The organism is Paenibacillus sp. EB106-04-04-XG159, from assembly GCF_058791835.1.
In genome coordinates this window covers 133,892-153,256 of record NZ_JBYTDY010000009.1, presented here as the reverse complement: position 1 = coordinate 153,256, position 19,365 = coordinate 133,892, and the positions used below count along the sequence as shown (strand labels likewise).

Sequence of the window (19,365 nt, the reverse complement as noted above, 5' to 3'; positions counted from 1 at the left end):
ACTCCTCCGAATTGTAGATTAGTGCTGGCTCAGATCGTGTGACAAAAAGGCCTATATCTGGGTTAGCTCAGAAGTCATCCAAATACAGGCCTTATCGCTGTGCAATTAGTTGTGAATCTGGTACAACGCTTTGATGCCCGCACCATCCATTACAATTTGCGGAGGAATGTTGCTGCCGTCACCTTCTACCGGGAAGCCCTTCCACACAGATTCATTAACCGTGTAGAATACCCATGGACGATACATGAGCGGAATGGACGGGATGTCCTTGAGCCACATTTGAGTCAGCTCGGTGTACAGCGACTTCAGCTCTGTTTGATCAGAGATCGTTGGGATCTTATCAATAATTTCGTCTGCCTTGTCATTCTTATAGCGACCCCAGTTCCAAAACGCCATCTCGCCGACAGGCGCGACTCCTTTGGAATACATAATCGTTCTTGCACGATCCCAAGGCTGGCTCGGGTTTACGCCGCCAGCAGGCGTATTCATGATAATGTCGAATTTGCCGGTTTGCAGATCATTCGTCCATACTGGCGCTTCCGGGAATTTCGTCCGAATCTCGATGCCGATCTTCTTCGCGTTCTGTGCGACGATCTCCAATGCCGCGTTCCAGTCCGACCAGCCATATGGACATTCGATTTCATATGGTCCTAGACGTGTGCCATTCAGGACGCGAATGCCATCGTCGCCTTTCTTAGCTCCTATCGAGTCCAACAATGCATTAGCAGCATCCACATCCGTCGTCCACTGCAAGTCTTTAATCGCGGCTTGATCCACATACTTGGATTCAGCAGACGTATTGAGCGTTAAGGAAGGCTCCATCTTAGCAGAGTATCCGCTCATCGCTAGCTCCGCGATCTTGTCATAGTCGATGCTCATTGCAATCGCTCGGCGCACATCCGCATTATTCAGCCCTTCCTTCTCCATATTGAAGAAGATCGAAGGCATGGATCCAGGAACATAATACGGAGGCTCCTTCAGATACGTTTTTACAGGAGCGCCGTCCTTCCACATATTCGCCACTTGCGGAATGAACTGCTGGGACATATCGACCTGACCGCTCTTGAAGGCTAGATCTCCAGAAGCATTATCCTTAAATACGACGTGCGTGATATATTTTGGAGCAGGCAGCTTGCCGAACAACGCTTTACCCCAATAATTGTCGTCTCGTTCAATCGTAATCTTCTGGTCGTTGAAGAACAGCAGCTTATAGGGGCCTGTGCCGACAGGGTTAAGATTAACCTCTTGACGGATCGCCGCAAGATCATTGTTAGCCTTCTTCTCAATCTCTTCCCATATATGCTTCGGCATCATAGGCAGTATCTCGATACTGTCCAGCACGGTCAGCTTATTCGGATTAGCAGGGTTCAGCTTAATTAGAACTGCATTAGCGCCGTCCGCCACTACTTCCTGAATGTAAGTCCAATAGCTGCTCCAGTTGATATCGTATTTTTTACCTAATGAATAGGTATAAACGACATCGTCTGACGTAAACGGCTTGCCGTCACTCCATTTCGCATCCTTATTCAGTTCAATTCGCAGCGTCATCTCATCTGTCCATTCATACTTAGTGCCTAATAACGGCTCAAGCGCGCCGTCTAGCTGGTTGATCATGAACAAAGTCTCATATACCAGCTCTCTAGAGTTGCCATAGTTTACTGGAAAAGATGGGTTGCCGCTCAATAAGTTGAAGTTCGACGGCGGTCCCCATTGAATACCGTTCACATACAAAGTCTCGTTCCTCGGCGTTTCTTTAACCGTTCCTGAATCTGGAGCAGGTGTCGGCGTCGGAGTAGTCGGCTGCTGTGTTGTATCCTTCTTCTCTTCCTTTGGCTGACTGACAGGAGGCGGCGTGGCTGTGCTGGTACAACCAGCTAGTATCGACAGTGCCATGAAGCTTGCCAATATCGGGATGAACGCTTTTCTAAGCTTCAATAGAATCCCTCCATTCACTGTTCATTGGCGTGTGTTCTTATGTCGCAGTATCAAATGATAGCGGTTACAAAATATTAGATAATGAGCACATTCACATAAAAGCGTAAGCCGCTATAATCATAATCAGCGATAACAATACACGCCTTCTCACCTACTCGAATTGTATGACGGATCCACTTGCCTTAGACTTCTATTTCTTTCTTGCACGGCTAACCGTTTGACAATTCTATGCTGCTAGATAATAATAATTCTGTCATACTGTTTCACACAGATAGATCCTATAATGATAATGGACTTCTATACGAATAATTCATGCTGTTCATCTTAAATATGTGAGGTTAATCTATGAAATCCTTCAGTCCCTACCTAACCTTGGAACGGAATCAATGGGCAACACTATACGATCACATGCAGTTGTCACTGTCCTCTGCACAGTTCGAACGCTTACTAGGCTTGAATGAGCGCATTTTAATAGATGAGGCGGAAGAAGTGTATCTTCCATTAACGAAGCTCATACAAATTCATGTGGCTGCGGCCAAGCAATTAAGAGCGGATACAGCCGCCTTCATGCAGCAGGATGAAGTGCATGTCCCTTATATCATTGGAATTGCAGGAAGTGTGGCTGCCGGCAAGAGCACCACTGCGAGATTGCTGCAGGCGCTCTTGTCACAGTGCGAGGATCATCCGCGCGTTGATATTGTAACGACAGACGGCTTCTTGTATCCGAATCGAGTGCTGGAAGAACGAGGCATCATGAACAAGAAGGGCTTCCCGCAAAGCTATGATATGAAGAAGCTCATTCAGTTCCTGACAGATGTCAAAGCAGGCTGCGAAGAAGTTCACGCGCCGGTGTACTCTCATCTGGTTTATGACATCGTAGAGGATGAAACGATTGTAATCCGCAAGCCGGACATTCTCATTCTCGAAGGCATTAACGTCCTGCAAGTCAATAAGGCGGCGAGCGTATTCGTTAGCGACTTCTTCGATTTCTCGATCTACGTGGACGCTCCTGAGCAAGAGCTGGAGCATTGGTATATGGAACGATTTTTACTGCTGCGAGAAACGGCGTTTCAGAACCCGGACTCCTACTTCCACCGCTTCACCGAGATCGACAAGGAGGATGCTGTGCAGATCGCTAAGGATATATGGCAGAGCATTAATCATGTGAATCTGAAGCAAAATATTTATCCTACGAAATCCCGTGCCAAGCTGATTCTGTGCAAGGGTGAGGACCACCGCGTAGAGAGAATTATGCTCCGCAAATAATAACGGGGCGTGTCTCTTGGATAGATTACTCTATCCAAGAGACACGCCCCATCTTTATATTAGGATCTTTTCGGAAAGATTGTTGCTGTATTCCCCTTCTGTTCTAATGAATAGGAACATTAATTCTCATAAAGGGGATACGAAAATGGATGGAACGGTTCAACGGTGTTGCCACGCACTGCATCGACAACTACTTGTTCTGGTTCCACTTCTTAGAGCTGCACAAACAAAAAAAGCAGGAAATTTTTGGATTAAAGTAGAATATAATCCTTGAAATATTGTGGACTAAATTTCCAATAGGAGGATTCCAGTGGATAATCAACAATTAGATGAGCTACAAGTAGCGAGACAAGAACGCTTAGAGGAATTTACAATTGTTGGGGTAAGCGAAGAACTGTCTACCAAGGGCTTTGGGCACCTATGGGATGAATTGTATGAAAGAATGGATGAAATTGAGTTTATTGCTAACCGAAATATTGGCTTTGGGTTAATTTGTAATATGAGATACATGGCTGGTATTCAAGTTTCAAGCACCGAGAAGATTCCAGAGGGAATGGACAGCATCACAGTACCCGCTAATGAGTATGCGGTGTTTGTTCATAAAGGACAAATACAATTTATTAAACAGACATGGGATTTGATTGCCCAAAAATATTCCATTCACTGTAATATGTCGGAACCCAGTTTTGAAAGATACGACGAAAGGTTTAATCCAATTTCGGATGATTCCATATTGGAGATTTATGTGCCACTTAAGAAATAACTTAGAACCTTTTTGATCTGCAACTGATGTAAACACCGCCGTATGAACGGCGGTGTTAGTTATTTTATATAACAACAATATTATCATCCTGTCACACGATCCGTGAGCTGACCGATGTACTTCAGGTTCGCTGGGTCAACCCCATCCGTTCCACCATCCACTATTCGTCTGACATCCTCAAGAGTTTCCTGCAGTGAGAGCCACTCGCCCTTCTTCTTCGCGAATTCCTCTGCTACGTAGAACGGCTGCGTAAGGTAGGCTTCCAAGCGCTCTCCGCGAGCGTAGGTTTCTTGATCGCTCTCCGTGAACTTTTCCGTGCCAAGCACGCCTGCCAACGCGCGCAGCTCTCGATAGCGGCGCAGCACTTTTCGCGCTCGCTGCTGAATCAATAGATGCGTCGCATCCAACTGACCATCTTCCAGTAGGATGGAGGTAGAAGCTATTGGATCTACAGCAGGATACATTCGGCGGCTTGACAAATTGATGTCGAAGCTCCATAACGTGTCCAGCGGACCATATGGGAGCTCCTCGTCCACTGCCTCACCGCGAGAATCGACGATTGCAATCGTAATGGGACGTTCGCTCGGACCTTGAAAGCGATCCTGCAAAGTCCTTAATTCGCCTGTCAGCACAATCTCACGATCTGCAGCTAACAGCACATCTCGATCCTTTCGCAGCTTCGGGATCAGCTCCAGCGCTTCCTCCATCGTATTGCATGTGAACTCGGCAGCATCGTGAACATCACTAATACCATGACTGTCAAAGGAAGGCTTCCAGAACACTGTAGCATAGCCTCGTTGTCTTAAGCGTTGAATCAACTCTGCTAATAACACAATCTGCCCCATGCCAGTCCGTGCCACAAACCCGATCGTCCCCCCGCGAACAACCGGTGAGAATAAATCCAACGTCTTGATCCCCGTTTCGATCATCCCTAATCCACTCCCCCGAATAATTAATTCATCCAAGCTGCAGCCGGCAAGTGACGCCAATGTCACAAGTGTTCTCACTTCAGCGCGTCCCACAGGAATCTTGCCTGTGCACAGATTGGATACCGTTGCTGGTCGTAAGCCTGCGGCGCGCGCAGCGACTGTCAGATTAGGTACTCGCCGCCGCAATAGCGATACATTCAGCTGCAAATGCTCATTCATATAACACACCTCCTTGTTACTTTATATGGTAATTTAAATTACTCTATAAAGCAATAATTATTTAATATAATTTTCCATAATAGGAATTTGCCTATATCATCTGCTTCAAGAAGATACATGATCACCTACAGCATAACTTTGAATCTTGTATTCATCTTGGTGGTTATTGCATATGAATTGACGGAATAGCTGTTCATTAGTTTGCGCATTGGACCAGCCCGCGTGATGCTGCTCGTCCACTTGCACAAGGAGCGATAGAGTTGAAACGACGAACGATCCAAGAATTGCAAGCCGGATATGCGGAAAAGCATTTTACGCCATTAGAAATTACGATTCAGTATCTCAAGGCGATCGAAGCTACGAACGCGAAGCTGCATGCATTTCACAAAGTACTTAAAGAAGAGTCCCTCCGCCAAGCGCAAATATTAGAGCTTAAGGCAGCAAGCCCGCTGCCATACGGACGATTATACGGTGTCCCCTTGGCTTATTCTAATCTCACAGTATCGAGCGTTCCTCCATCCGGAAGCAGACATACACTGCAGCGTAAAGAAATCCTAAACCGTACTAATTCGTCACTGGTGCATCAGCTATCGTTCGAGGACGCGCTGCTTCTAGGTATAACAAGAAGAGAAAGAGTTCCTTATCCCCTGACTATAGGACAAGCGCACATACCATCTAACCAACATTCCCAAGGTACGCAAACTCTCCGTCTTGCTCCAATAAACGGTATAAGCGCCGCAGTAGCCTCGAATCTATGCATGGCTGGATTCGAGAGCGACTCGTCGGGAACTCCTCGAATATCAGCAGCTGCTTGCGGTGTGATCTGTCTTAAGCCCACGTATAAGCTGATCCGCTGCTTAGATGCGGAGCCGCTGACATGGACATTAGAGCATACCAGTATAACTACCGCATGCGTAAGCGATGCTGCAGCTATGATGGAAGTGCTTAACGGACGCAACTACTCTTCCTATCTCGCCGCAGACCTTAAGGGCATGCGTATTGGCGTGCTCCAGCACTATGTTAACGAGCAGGCGGATGCCGAAACCTACAAAGCATATATACAAGTAACTGCTGAACTATCTCGCTTAGGCGCTGTGCTGATCGATGTGGATTTGCCTTTCATAGCTGAGGCTCATCACGATCATAAGACCATCTATACCTCTGAAGCTGATTACACATTAGCTCATCATAGGAATGGTACCAGCCGCCTACACATTGACACAGAACAGCCTATTCAGGATCCTACTTCTGTAACTACTGCCTTCCAATACATCTCAGCCATGAAGCGTAAAGATCTATATATGTCGGTTATGAGAGACCTATTTGAGAGAATTGATATGCTGGTCACGCCAATTGCGCTTTCGTCCACTGAATATTCATCCCATTCGGATCATACTCACATGACGAGTTTATTCAATATAACGGAGCTTCCTGCTATGTCTATCCCATGCGGCAGGACGAGTGAAGGGCTACCCATCGGAGTTCAGTTTGCCGCAGCATGGAATAGAGAAGAGGTACTCTTTCGCACAGGGTATGCATACGAACAAAGTCGACTGCACATGATCTATCGACAAAGAGATAGTCTATTCTTGTAAACTTCGATGTCGCATAATGTTCTTTTCGAAAAAATATTGTTATTGTTGGGATTTAAAGGTAATATACCTGTATTAAAGGTTTAACTGATCATAATAAATAGACGGAGTTGAGTTCTTTGACGAAATGGCTGCAGAAGCTCAATCGCAATGCCGCAAAATGGCTATGGTGCCTTGTAATCATAGGAATTATCGCTGCGATCCCCCTGATCTACAATCGCGCGGTTACTGAACAATCCGCTAATCAAGTTGAGTTTGTCTTTCCATACTCGAATCTTATCGAAATATCGAATTACAAGCCTGACTCGGAGCAATATGTAGCAGAACAGCTGGTTAAAATGAAGCAGGCAGGCATCAATTCTATTGCTATCGGCGAGAGCACGCTTCAATCTCTTCAGCAAAGCAAGCGAATTGAACTGTTCTCACCACGTGAAGCTGCGGCTTTACTCTCTACTAACTTGACTACACAAGTGAACAACACGTATCTTCTATTTTCTGATTCTGTAGCGCAGACTGAATTGCAGCCGATGATCGAATCGGCCTTTAAACGCCTCCATATTAAGCTTAAACCGTGGGCATATGCGCAGCAGACCGGTCTCATCATTGAGATGCCCCTTGCTGACGCGGCACTTGTCCCTATGGGGCCTGATCCTCTTGCATTGAAGCAATTGAAGGAACACGGATTTGGAATTGTTATGCTGCAATCGAATCGCATCCAGCCCTTAGCCATTGATGATATCAATGCAATGTGGGAGCAGCTTACAGAGTATGAGGTAAAGTCGATGATTATCGACGGAGATGCGGTACCCGGATATACCAATGACGGTGATGTCACGCACATGAAAGAGATGACCAGCTTATTGAATCAGCACAATATTAACCTCGCCATTATGGAAATGCAGAAGACAGATCCTAAAGGGCTGCAGGAATTTACGCACCAACTGAACAATAACATGTTTCGCCTGCACTATTTAGCACCACAAGAAGTGCAGAAGCTTACGGATAATGTGCCGCAGCAAGAAATCGATCAGCGCATTCAACGTTATGCCGACCGCTTGGTGCTGGCTGTAAAAGACCGCAACATTCGGATGATATTGCTTGGCGCGAAGCCAAGCATCAGTGCAGTCACAGGAATGTACACAGATCCGCTTGAACCGCTCTATTCCGTATTAAATGGTGTCGACGGCGCAATCCCTCGCATTCAAGAGGCAGGCTTTAAGATGGGACAAGCTCAACCGTTCACCGTATTAACCAGCAGTCTTGATATGGTATTGAAGATTCTGATCGCACTTGGAAGTATTGCATTAATAGCTTTAACAATATCCATTTTCAGTAAGATTTCATTATGGCTCATCTTTAGTATTGGAGTGATCGGATCTGTTGGAATCGGCTTCCTATCCCAAAATATGCTGGCGAAGCTGCTGGCTTTCGATGCAGCGATCTGTATACCTACCTTAACAGTTATATTTGCCTTGAAATCGATTAAAGGCATCATGACCCGCAGAGTTCGGACTTCTCCTTGGTTCGCCTTTGTCCTATTCTTCGGCACATCCTTGTTGTCGATGATCGGGGCGTTGTATATTGTGGGGCTATTGAATTCGATCTCCTATATGCTGTTAATCGATCAGTTTATTGGCGTTCGTGTCGCCAGTGTCGCGCCAATACTGCTTGTTGGACTCTATCTTCTCTTCTACCATGAGGATCTATCGGGTAATGAGAGGCTCAATAAAATATATCGCTTGTTAACTACACCGATCACCGTTCTATGGGTGCTGTGTGCAGGCTTTGCACTTATTGTATTGGTATACTATGTTTCTCGTACAGGCAATTCCGGATTTGCATCTTCTATTGAACTAAGCTTCCGTGCATTGCTTGAGAATACTCTCGGAGTCCGTCCACGAAATAAAGAATTTTTGCTTGCTCATCCGATGTTTATTCTCGGAGCCTTCCTAGCCCTGAAGAAGAGACCTGGAGCGATATATATTATGGCTATTGGCGTTATTGGACAAGCATCTATTGTTGGAACGTTTGAACATCTTCATACCCCATTGCTAATTAGCACGCTTCGAGTTATCTATGGGGCTACTCTCGGCGCCGTTGTTGGAGTTATTTACATCTTAGGTTGGAGCTTGCTCGAAAGAATCTGGATTCGATATGTTCCAGTCGCACTTCAGGATTTATTTTCAGTTAAAAGAACCAGTATACCTAATCCCAACGGTTCAAATAGTAGTATGTAACGTTAACTCTGTACTTTAAACACTAAAGGCTGCTTGCAGACGCAAACAGCCTTTTCTTATTCATGGATTGTAGAATTCTAAATATCAAATTCCGATTTCTTCTTGCGTGGTTGGCGCTTTATCTTATTCTGAACTGGGGCCAGGTGCTTCATACTGCGCATCATCGGTCCTTTGCATATGGGACAACTCATATCGGCGACAATAAACTCATCTCTTACCCAAGCTTTGCATTCAGGGTTGCGGCATTTCAGAATTTTCGTCGGCGTTAATTTCGGTTGTTCGTCTTCACTAGTTGTCATGATCGTACTTCCCTTCGTTATTGCATTTACAATTTAATATTCACCAATGACGGCCTTAAAAATTTTACATGTTTATGGACGCGAAGTCAAAATTAGATAAGTCCAACGGCATAGGACTGATTGCGCAGTTTTAATAACCTTAAACCAACTGGGCAGTGTATAACTTGTTCTGTTATAGCAAACGATAACCCATGTGAATGAAACATGAATGCAACTGCATACATAAAAAAAGCCAAGACATCTATCGTCTTAGCGTCTGTAGAACGAATCATTAAAAAAGCACACTCTGATGTATCTATCTTTTGGACCAGTAGTAGAAGGGATAATAGTATGACACTTCTCTCTCCAACAATGAGCACAGCTTGACTACACGTTCTTCATTCGGCACGCTGCCCTCGAACACCCATTTTTCCGCTGTTCGCTGTGTTACACCGCAGTGTTCCGCTATATCTATAGTTCTCAGATTCAGACGAATCATGTCCTCATATATACGTTTATCGTATAGATCGGTCTTTAGCTTACGCTTAATGGGATACTCACGATTAAGTTTTGGTTCAGGCTTGCGTTTCATTCCTTTGCATCTCGGACAGAGATAGCGTTCTGAAGGATCTCCACACTGTGCGCACAAACCGTTACGTCTCCGCTCTTGTCTCAGCAGCCTCATCGATGTTTTTGCACAGAAAGACATGATACTCTTATCCCCTTACATGGTGTGTTGATAAATTCATATTATTAATAATCATATATTTAATATGTACGTATTTTAAATGATAATGCGATTGCATGCGGATAGCAAGCGACAAATGATGACAACCGAGCGTTTCCGCCTTCCCATACTATGTGTTACCATAATGTGCATGAGGTGATGATATGGAATACAGATGGCTGGACATTGAAGCATTGCTAAAGCAATATAACCAAGAACATATAATAACTTACTTGCAGCATCTTCCTCCTGAGCTTCAATCTGAGCTGTTAAAGCAGATTGCTGCTGTAGATCTAGAACAGCTAACAGTTAGTCTAACGAATCGTGCGAATATGCAGGATATATCAGCCGAACATATTGCGCCTATTGCAGTGACTGATTGGGAGAAGCTTGATCCTAGTCATCAAACAGCTTGTCTGCAAAAGGGTTGGGAACTGCTCCGTGAAGGTCGTATCGCAGTCATTGTCGTTGCAGGTGGTCAAGGCAGCAGACTTGGTCATCAGGGTCCGAAGGGAACGATCGATATTGGCCTTCCTTCACGCAAGTCGCTGTTTCAACTTCAAGCTGAACGGCTTCTGAATCTGTCCAAGCGCTCAGAGCACTCCATTCCATGGTACATCATGACGAGCCCAGAGAACCACGAGCAGACGGTTTCCTTCTTCCAAGCATCGAACTACTTCGGTTATCCAGAAGAGGACTGCTTCTTCTTCCAGCAGAACACGATGCCTGCAGTTGACCATCAAGGCAGGCTGCTATTGTCCGCACCTTCCCAACTATGTCTGGCGCCAAGCGGCAATGGCGAATGTTTCTTTTCATTAAAGCAATCTGGTGCTCTTGCCGACATGAAAGCGCGAGGAATCGAATGGGTATTTTATTATAATGTCGATAACGCTCTTGTTAGAGTGGCTGATCCCGCATTTATCGGCTTGGCGTCTCTTCAGAATCACCCAATCGCCTCTAAAGTGATCGACTTATTGCATCCTTCTGAGAAGATGGGGATCGTCTGTTTAGCCCATAACCGCCCTGCGGTACTGGAATATTCGGAATTACCTGAATCTTTTCTGACGAACAAGATGAATAGCGGAGATCAAGCCGCCTATTACGGCAACACGTCGATGCACCTGTTTAGATTCGATTATATCGAGCAGCATGCAGATTCAAATATTCCGTATCATCTTGCTTCTAAAAAGATCAGCTATGTGGATGATAATGGCAACTTTATCTCGCCTGCCGTACCGAACGCTTACAAGCTGGAGCGCTTCATATTCGATTTCTTCCCGTACTCAGATCAGATGACCGTGATGAAGGTTAAGCGTGAAGAGGAATTTGCTCCTATTAAAAATAAAGACGGCGACGACAGTCCATCAAGCGCTAGGACTCTGCTGTTAGCTTTACACGCCAAGTGGCTCCGTCAAGCTGGCGTTGCCCTCGATCAATTGCCTGAGGACCAGATCGAGATCTCTTCGCTTATTTCATATAGTGGTGAAGGACTGAAGCAGTTCGAATAACAAGTTCTACAAGAGATAACATGAAGTGAAGAAGGAGCTTGCACTCAAGGGTCAAGGGATTCTCTTGCGCTAGCTCCTTCATGTTATCGCTTAGCTAAACCGCTTAGAAAGCTTAGCATAAACTGCACCGCGAGCCGCGAAGTCACATTGCGTACATCGACAGTAGGATCGATGCAGACGAAGTCTAGCGCGCGGACCTGCGGCAGAGCGCCAAGACGATACAAAGCGTCCAGCGCATCCCATGGATGCATCCCGCCGGTACCGATGGCCGGGCAGCCAGGCGCATATGCTTGGTCGATCACATCGACGTCAAAGCTGACATAGATGGCATCCGTCCCCTCGCCTGCCAGCGCGATGGCTTGATCCAGCACGGCATCGATCCCCATCGACCGCACATCGCGGGAGGTGAAGATATGTACGCCATGGGAGCGTACATAATCATGATACGGCTTCGAGTTCATAAAGCCGCGGATGCCGATCTGCACTAGATTGCGTCCTTCCACGAGGCCAGATTCGAGAATACCGCGAAACGGTGTGCCGTTTGTAACACCGCCGCTGTCAAAGTTCCGCACATCATGATGGGCATCAAAGTGTATGATGCCCATCTTCTGATTCAAGCCATCGTTAACGAACGCTTGAACGGATGGCCGAGTGATCGAATGATCCCCGCCGAATATAATCGGGATCATCTGCGGATGAGCTTGCCGAACACCCGCGATACTGGCTTCGATCCGACGATGGCATTCGGCGATGTCAGTAGCATGCATCTGGACATCTCCTAGATCACGCACGGCCATCTCCTGCAGATCGACACCGAACTCCAGGCTGTAAGTGGTAAATGACTTAAACGCCTGCCGCACCGCGGCAGGGGTACTGAAGGCACCTGAATGCGATATCGACGACTTCGATAAAGGTACGCCAATGATGCCGGCCTTCAGCTGCTCCTTGCCGTCCCACGGGCATATCCATTGCGCGACTTTCATTTCCATCGGATCATGAAATCCAGCTCGTTCAGGAGCTCGCAAGTAGGAGAAATTATCTTTCAACTGCTAACCCCTCCTTCAACTGTCGATTCCACACCACGGGAATACCATTCTTGATGACCCCGTACGCATGATTGATGCCAAAGTGATAAGGCAAATAGGCTAAATTCGGCGCATCGAGGATCGCGAGGTCGGCCCATTTTCCAACTTCAATCGTACCAATATCAGCAGCACGTCCGATAGCCGCAGCGGCGTTGAGCGTGGTCGCTGTCAATATTTCCTCCGGTGTCATCTTTAGATTCAACGAAGCAAGCATCATGATGAGCTGGATCGATTCTGTCGGACATGAGCCCGGATTATAGTCAGTTGATATGGCAACAGGCAAGCCATAGCGGTCGATCATATCGCGAGCTCGCGCATGCGTCTGGAGTCCGAGATTAAATGATGTGCCTGGCAGAAGCACAGGAATTACGCCTGCCTCTGCCATAGCTGCCAAGCCGTCATCAGTCGCAGTCAGCAGATGCTCCGCGGATATCGCCCCAACTTCGGCAGCTAGAGAAGCACCGCCTAATGGCACGATCTCATCTGCGTGAATCTTCGGTATTAAGCCGAGCTCTTTAGCCGCAAGGAGAATACGGCGCGATTGCTCTATGGAGAATACGCCCTCCTCGCAGAATACATCGCAATATTCAGCCAGCCCTTGGTGTAAGACAGCAGGCAGCATCTGTTCGATAATGAGCTGAACGAATTCGTCCTTGCGCTCCTTATATGCAAGCGGTACCGCATGCGCGCCCATGAAGGTGGAGATGATATCGATCGGATGCGTCTCATGAAGCCTGCGTGCCACTTTCAACTGCTTCAACTCTACATCGAGCGACAATCCGTAGCCGCTCTTGGCTTCTATCGTTGTAACTCCTTGCAGCATCATATGATCAAGGCTTTGGCACGCCTTCACATACAGTTGTTCTTCAGTAGCAGCGGTAGTCGATTTAACCGTGCTTAAAATACCTCCGCCTTGCGCTAGAATGTCCAGGTATGGAACGCCTGAACGCTTCAAAGTCAGCTCATGTTCACGGGAACCTCCATGGACAAGATGCGTATGAGGATCAATGAATCCTGGTGTAACCATCCGTCCACCTACATCAAGCACTTGTTCAGCAGTTATATGTCCAAGAGCATCCATCACATCCTTCTTCGTACCTGCCTGAACGATCCGTCCTTGGTCAATCGCGACAGCGGCGTCGTTCCACTCACCTATATGTCGCATCTGCTCGCCGCCGCACGCAGAAGATCCTAATGGCGTAACCAGCTTCCCGATACCTGTTATTAGCAAATCAATCTGTTCCACGAGCAATACCCCTTTCTACGGGCGCGTATTCGAAGACTATACCTGAGCTGCTTGCGGATGCTCAACTAACGTTGGAATCCGTATGCCATGCTTCTCGGCTGTTTCCAACGCTTCATCATAACCTGCATCCACGTGGCGAATAACGCCCATTCCAGGGTCCGAGGTGAGTACACTTTGCAGTCGTTCAGCCGCCTCAGCTGTTCCGTCGGCGACTACGACCATTCCAGCATGCAGCGAATACCCCATACCGACGCCGCCGCCATGATGCACGGATACCCATGACGCCCCAGCGGACGTATTAATGAGGGCATTCAAGATCGCCCAGTCTCCTACAGCGTCAGAGCCGTCCTTCATGCTCTCCGTCTCGCGATTCGGTGAAGCGACTGAACCGCAATCCAGATGATCCCGCCCGATCACAATCGGGGCGCTTAGCTCACCGTTCTTGACCATTTCGTTGATCGCCAGACCGAACTTCGCGCGTTCACCATAACCTAGCCAGCAGATGCGCGCAGGCAAGCCTTGAAACGCCACCCGTTCACCAGCCAAAGTAATCCAACGGTGCAATCGCTCATTGTCTGGGAACAGCTTAAGCACCAATTCGTCTGTCTTGCGAATATCTTCTGGATCGCCTGACAGCGCCGCCCAGCGGAAAGGTCCTTTCCCTTCGCAGAAGAGCGGTCTTATATAAGCCGGGACAAAGCCTGGGAAGTTGAAAGCATCCTCCACGCCTTGATCAAAGGCAACCTGACGAATGTTGTTGCCATAGTCGAATACGACCGAGCCCATCTGCTGCATATCCAGCATCGCCTGGACATGAACAGCCATGCTCTCCTTCGATAGCTGCATGTAACGCTCTGGGTCTAGAGCACGAAGCTCAGCCGCCGCCTCTAAGCTGTAGCCTGCTGGAATATAGCCGATCAGCGGATCGTGCGCAGATGTCTGATCCGTCACGAAGTCGGGCTTAATTCCGCGACGCACGATCTCAGGGTATAGGTCTGCCGCATTGCCAAGCAAGCCGATTGACAAAGCTCGCTGTTCGCTCAGAGCTTGCTTCGCCATATCCAGCGCTTCATCAAGTGATTCCGCGATCGTGTCGCAGTAGCGTGTCTCGATACGTCGTTCGATGCGAGTGCGATCCACCTCAACCGCGATAACGACGCCTTCATTCATCGTTACCGCCAATGGCTGAGCCCCGCCCATACCGCCAAGACCCGCAGTTAGCGTCAACGTTCCGCGTAGAGAGCCGTTTGCATGCTGACGAGCGGCTTCCGCAAACGTCTCATATGTGCCCTGCAGGATGCCTTGAGTCCCAATGTAGATCCAGCTGCCAGCCGTCATTTGTCCGTACATCATAAGGCCTTTTTGTTCAAGCTCTCGAAAATGTTCCCAGTTCGCCCACATCGGCACTAGCACGGAGTTCGACAGCAGTACCCGCGGCGCACGTTCATGAGTGCGAAATACGCCGACAGGCTTGCCTGATTGGATAAGCAGTGTCTCATCGTTGTCCAAGCGCTGCAGTTCACGTACGATCGCATCATAAGAAGCCCAGTTGCGAGCGGCTTTTCCAATTCCGCCATATACGACTAGATCTTCTGGTCGCTCAGCCACCTCTGGATCCAGATTGTTCATCAGCATTCGCAGTGCGGCTTCCTGTACCCAGCCTTTACAATTCAATGTAGTGCCCCTTGGTGCACGAATCAATCGTTTATGTTCACTCATCTTCAGACGCCTCCTCTTATTCATGAAATACAGGCTAATTAATACAATGGACCTGACACCTCTTCAACCGTGTGCAGGAAGTCACCTCGACTAAGCATAGCCGCAACGAGCTCAATCTCCTTACTCAGCGAGCGATCGGTCAGAACAGGCGGCACTACGGAGCGCACCAGCTGGAATAATGCTCGGGTTGGCGGTGCCAGCTTCTCCGCGCCGCGCAGCGACACCGCTTCTGCCGCGCAGATCAGCTCTATCGCTAATACCTTCGCCGCGTTAGCTGTAACCTGCGATGCATGTCTTGCGGCAGTCGTCCCCATCGACACATGATCCTCCTGATTCGCGGAGGATGGGATAGAGTCGACGCTTGCGGGATGAGCAAGCACCTTGTTCTCAGAGACGAGCGACGCGCTTACGTACTGCGGTATCATCATGCCGGATGCAATTCCCGGCTGACGGCTAAGGAATGCCGGCAATCCCCCGGACAGCGTCGGGTTCACCAAGCGCTCAGTCCGCCGCTCTGAGATGTTAGCCAGCTCGCTTATCCCAATCTTCAGCAGATCCATGGCGAAAGCGATCGGCTGCCCATGGAAGTTGCCGCCTGAGATCACTTCGCCGTCTTCCAGGAACAGCAGCGGATTATCTGTCGCTGCATTCATCTCTATTGAGAGCTTATCTTCCGCGTAAGCAAGCGTCTGACGAGTCGCGCCGTGAACCTGCGGCAGACAGCGCAGCGAGTACGCGTCCTGAACGCGAATCTCACCTTGACGGCTGGTCAGCTTGCTCCCTTGCAGCAGCTTCCGCAGATTAGCAGCGACGCCAATCTGCTCGGGATAAGGACGCACCTGCTGCAGCTCATCCGCGAACGCATCGGTTATCCCGTGAAGCGCTTCCACAGTCAGCGCGGCGATCGCGTCAGCGGACTTCGCAAGGCGCTGCGCCTGCAGCAGCGTTAAAGCGCCGATCGACGTCATAATCTGCGTGCCGTTAATGAGGGACAAGCCTTCCTTCGCCTGCAATTGCACAGGCTTCAGGCCAGCCCTTATCAGCGCATCGTGCCCTGATAAGCGTTCGCCTTGATAGATGGCTTCGCCTTCGCCCATAAGCACGAGCGCGAGATGCGACAGCGGCGCCAAGTCACCGCTCGCGCCTAATGATCCTTGCTCGGGGATCACAGGGTGAACTCCCCTATTCAAGCAATCCAGCAGCAGCTGCAGCGTCTCAATGCGAATGCCGGAATATCCTTTGGCTAGTGCATTCGCGCGCAGCAGCATCAAGGCCCGTACTGTCGCTTCCGGCAAAGGCTGGCCCACAGCACACGCATGGCTGCGAATAAGGTTCTCCTGCAGCAGGGTTGAATCCTCAGCAGATATGACCACGTCACTGAATTTGCCGAAGCCGGTGGTTACACCGTACACGACCTTGTTCGACTTGACGAAATCTTCCACCATATGTCGGCATTCCATGACACGCTGAATCGATTCTGAGGTAAGGACAACAGGAGTATAATCATATGCGATCGATGATACCTCATCCAGCGTCAGCTGTTCCCCCTTAATCATAATCGGTCCGGTTAGTACGGTATTTTCGTTCTTCTTAATCGCCATTCACTTCAACCCCTTTCTTGCTTTAGCAAAAGAAAGGGGCTGTGTGGAAGCATTCAGCTTCTACACAGCCCCTTTTTGAACAAGAGCGACATATATAATTGTCCCATCGCATACCGTGACAAACACGAATCATACATTTCGCCCTTTCTCAGGTATTTATATCCATTTTCATTACTATCACATGAATATTCATGTCTGTCAACAAAAGTGTTTTGATTCATTCAGATAATTTACAAATGGATAATAATCCTCGTGTTAAATGTCATATTCAGCGAGCATTTCATAGACTTGATTCATGGGATGAATATCTCAGCGACTATAATACCGACCGTCGGTATGTATTGAAGTAAAAAAATATGGAGCATCCGCTCACCCTCATCACTTCGGCTTATTCAGGATCATATTTATTGCGTTGATCATGATAAGAAGCAACCCCGAGCAGATCATGCCCCATACCCAACCTTCTGTACTGAATAGCAGCGATACTACTCCAGCAAGCAGCAGGCCAATGCCAACTCCTCCGCTTATTAGCGCACCTTTATATAATCGTTCTTGAGTCGGGTGCGTTGCTTGATAAGCTTGTTTCATCGCATGTTGATACGACTTATCGGATAACCGCTTGGATGCTTCAATCAATTTATTATTATTCATATCGCAATTCATCCTCCTTATTCGGTCATGGTTTGGCGCACAGATCATACGCGACCTTACTGATATCCCTTCATATCCTCATAAAGCTCCGTTACCTTCCGAATTAAGCTCTCACTTACGATATCTACCCCTAATTGCTTCATCATCTGCTGTAAAAATGTCATTCTGTTCAAGGTAGCATCAAGATCGCGGTCAAAGAGAACGGGATTCATCCATATGTTCAGCAGCAGCATGAATATTTCCGCGCACTCTGTAGGAAAGTCCGTTGTGATGGAACCATCCTCAATTCCTTGCTTGATCAGTTCAGCAATACGAGGCGCGTCAATCATGATACTATACTTCAATCCCGTCACTACATATTGCGGATTGTTGATCTGTGAACTGAGAACACGGTCAAGAGAATGCGCATTCTGATCTGCCACAGCAGCTTCAAGTATGCGAACAAGCTTTTCTCTAGCATTACTCCCTTCGGTCTGCTGGATCAGCGTATCAAACATGGCCATTGAATAGTCAGCACGACGCTTCATAACCGCAGCCAATATTTCTTCCTTTGATTTAAAATGATGATAAATCGCGCCCTTCGACATTCCTAAAGCGTCGATGATCTGTTGAATACTCGTCTTGTCATAGCCCTGCTCCATAAACAGTTGAGCCGATACATTCAAAATCTGTTCCAGCGTTTGCTCAGGGTATTTATTTCTAGCCATTCCATGCATCCTCCTTAAAATACCGACCGTCGGTATCTATAGTGCGTCATTTGGAGTCCAATGTCAATATTTTCTTGCACAGCAAAAGAACAGCAGCCTTAAGTTCTTGCTCCTAGCCCCTGTTCTTTACCGATTGAAATATAAATCTTGCCTTCAGTACATTGACGGTTGAATATGAACGCTGCCGTTACGAAATGCGAATTTCGAGAGAGATTACTGATCAAGTATTGAATAATAAGTTTTAGACTGATCAGAAATAAAAAGACAGTTGCAGCTGTCGACTTTTAGAAAAGTCTTAGACTGCCACTACCTTTATACAGCTGTAGTTCCCATTAGCGTAACAGGCGAGAAGTGGAAATACTTTACTTTTCAAATTTCAAGATGGTTGATTGCTTTTTGAAATTGTTGTTCGTATTTCGCAGGTTTATCCATATCAGCAAGTGCCCAATAAAATACCATTACATTCCTTGCTTCATAAATACGAGGAATCATCATATCATATTTTTCTTTTTGTTTATTAAAATCTTCCAACCCTTTTTTTCGTGAGTTTTCTGATTCGAAAACATAAATTGAAACTCGCTCTAATTTAGATGGGTCTGTATTTTCGTTAGGCCTACCCACGGTAAAATTATTTGGTTTATTGTTGTTCAATATCCAATTATTACGTTCTTCTTGAACTGGAATTAATTCAAGTCCTTCTGACTGCAATGCTTTTTTGAAGTCTTCCAAGTTTTTTTCCGCCACACTTACAATTTTATTTCCTTCTTTATATTCCTCCACCACTACATTTTGATTGGGATGGTTTCCATTGGATTTATTCAAACATCCAGTTAAAGTAATTAACATAACACATGTAAGTAAAATAATATTTAGTTTCAATTAAATCCCCCCTTCAGCCTCAA

Annotated in this window: 16 protein-coding genes; 5 read left to right on the top strand and 11 right to left on the bottom strand. The window is 47.2% G+C overall.

The window, feature by feature from the left end:
- Positions 1-105 precede the first annotated feature (105 nt).
- On the bottom strand, positions 106-1,893 hold the full coding sequence (locus AC3WTP_RS13130) for an ABC transporter substrate-binding protein (protein WP_492395135.1): 1,788 nt from the start codon (positions 1,891-1,893) through the stop codon (positions 106-108).
- A 387-nt stretch (positions 1,894-2,280) separates the two neighbouring features.
- Between AC3WTP_RS13130 and coaA the strand changes: the two genes are divergently transcribed.
- Positions 2,281-3,201 carry a type I pantothenate kinase gene (gene coaA, locus AC3WTP_RS13125; RefSeq protein WP_492395065.1) on the top strand — a complete coding sequence of 307 codons (921 nt, stop codon included), beginning with the start codon at positions 2,281-2,283 and terminating at the stop codon, positions 3,199-3,201.
- A 310-nt stretch (positions 3,202-3,511) separates the two neighbouring features.
- Positions 3,512-3,964: a GyrI-like domain-containing protein gene (locus AC3WTP_RS13120; protein WP_492395064.1), complete on the top strand. Its 453-nt coding sequence runs from the start codon at positions 3,512-3,514 to the stop codon at positions 3,962-3,964.
- 83 nt (positions 3,965-4,047) lie between these two features.
- Here the strand turns inward: AC3WTP_RS13120 and AC3WTP_RS13115 are convergent, their stop codons facing one another.
- A complete protein-coding gene (locus tag AC3WTP_RS13115; protein WP_492395063.1) occupies positions 4,048-5,112 on the bottom strand; it encodes an ATP synthase beta subunit C-terminal domain-containing protein in 1,065 nt (354 codons plus the stop codon).
- 260 nt (positions 5,113-5,372) lie between these two features.
- On the opposite strand from AC3WTP_RS13115, the gene AC3WTP_RS13110 reads away from it, so the two are divergent.
- Both AC3WTP_RS13110 and AC3WTP_RS13105 read left to right on the top strand, forming a co-directional pair.
- Positions 5,373-6,707, top strand: coding sequence for an amidase (locus AC3WTP_RS13110; RefSeq protein ID WP_492395062.1), 1,335 nt, complete (start codon positions 5,373-5,375; stop codon positions 6,705-6,707).
- Positions 6,708-6,823: 116 nt separating this feature from the next.
- Positions 6,824-8,941: a DUF5693 family protein gene (locus tag AC3WTP_RS13105; protein WP_492395061.1), complete on the top strand. Its 2,118-nt coding sequence runs from the start codon at positions 6,824-6,826 to the stop codon at positions 8,939-8,941.
- A gap of 77 nt (positions 8,942-9,018) precedes the next feature.
- On the opposite strand, the gene AC3WTP_RS13100 is transcribed toward AC3WTP_RS13105, so the two are convergent.
- Together AC3WTP_RS13100 and AC3WTP_RS13095 are read right to left on the bottom strand one after the other, a co-directional pair.
- A complete protein-coding gene (locus AC3WTP_RS13100) occupies positions 9,019-9,240 on the bottom strand; it encodes a cold-inducible protein YdjO-related protein (RefSeq protein ID WP_458568042.1) in 222 nt (73 codons plus the stop codon).
- Between the two features lie 295 nt (positions 9,241-9,535).
- Entirely contained in the window at positions 9,536-9,928 is a 393-nt protein-coding gene (locus AC3WTP_RS13095) for a helix-turn-helix domain-containing protein (protein ID WP_492395060.1), read from the bottom strand.
- 182 nt (positions 9,929-10,110) lie between these two features.
- Here AC3WTP_RS13095 and AC3WTP_RS13090 point away from each other — a divergent pair, with 182 nt between their 5' ends.
- Positions 10,111-11,454, top strand: a complete 1,344-nt coding sequence (locus AC3WTP_RS13090; protein ID WP_492395059.1) for a UDPGP type 1 family protein — start codon at positions 10,111-10,113, stop codon at positions 11,452-11,454.
- Between the two features lie 83 nt (positions 11,455-11,537).
- Here AC3WTP_RS13090 and hutG read toward each other — a convergent pair whose 3' ends face one another.
- The 7 genes from hutG to AC3WTP_RS13055 form a co-directional block, all read right to left on the bottom strand.
- Positions 11,538-12,500, bottom strand: a complete 963-nt coding sequence (gene hutG / locus AC3WTP_RS13085; RefSeq protein ID WP_492395058.1) for a formimidoylglutamase — start codon at positions 12,498-12,500, stop codon at positions 11,538-11,540.
- On the bottom strand, positions 12,490-13,785 hold the full coding sequence (hutI, locus tag AC3WTP_RS13080) for an imidazolonepropionase (RefSeq protein WP_492395057.1): 1,296 nt from the start codon (positions 13,783-13,785) through the stop codon (positions 12,490-12,492). Before hutI ends, hutG begins: the two co-directional genes overlap by 11 nt.
- A gap of 36 nt (positions 13,786-13,821) precedes the next feature.
- Positions 13,822-15,504 carry a urocanate hydratase gene (gene hutU / locus AC3WTP_RS13075; protein WP_492395056.1) on the bottom strand — a complete coding sequence of 561 codons (1,683 nt, stop codon included), beginning with the start codon at positions 15,502-15,504 and terminating at the stop codon, positions 13,822-13,824.
- Positions 15,505-15,542: 38 nt separating this feature from the next.
- Entirely contained in the window at positions 15,543-17,105 is a 1,563-nt protein-coding gene (hutH, locus tag AC3WTP_RS13070; RefSeq protein WP_492395055.1) for a histidine ammonia-lyase, read from the bottom strand.
- A gap of 378 nt (positions 17,106-17,483) precedes the next feature.
- Positions 17,484-17,756 carry a hypothetical protein gene (locus tag AC3WTP_RS13065; protein ID WP_492395054.1) on the bottom strand — a complete coding sequence of 91 codons (273 nt, stop codon included), beginning with the start codon at positions 17,754-17,756 and terminating at the stop codon, positions 17,484-17,486.
- 56 nt (positions 17,757-17,812) lie between these two features.
- On the bottom strand, positions 17,813-18,463 hold the full coding sequence (locus tag AC3WTP_RS13060; protein ID WP_492395053.1) for a TetR/AcrR family transcriptional regulator: 651 nt from the start codon (positions 18,461-18,463) through the stop codon (positions 17,813-17,815).
- 369 nt (positions 18,464-18,832) lie between these two features.
- Positions 18,833-19,342: a hypothetical protein gene (locus AC3WTP_RS13055; protein ID WP_492395052.1), complete on the bottom strand. Its 510-nt coding sequence runs from the start codon at positions 19,340-19,342 to the stop codon at positions 18,833-18,835.
- Positions 19,343-19,365: the final 23 nt, after the last annotated feature.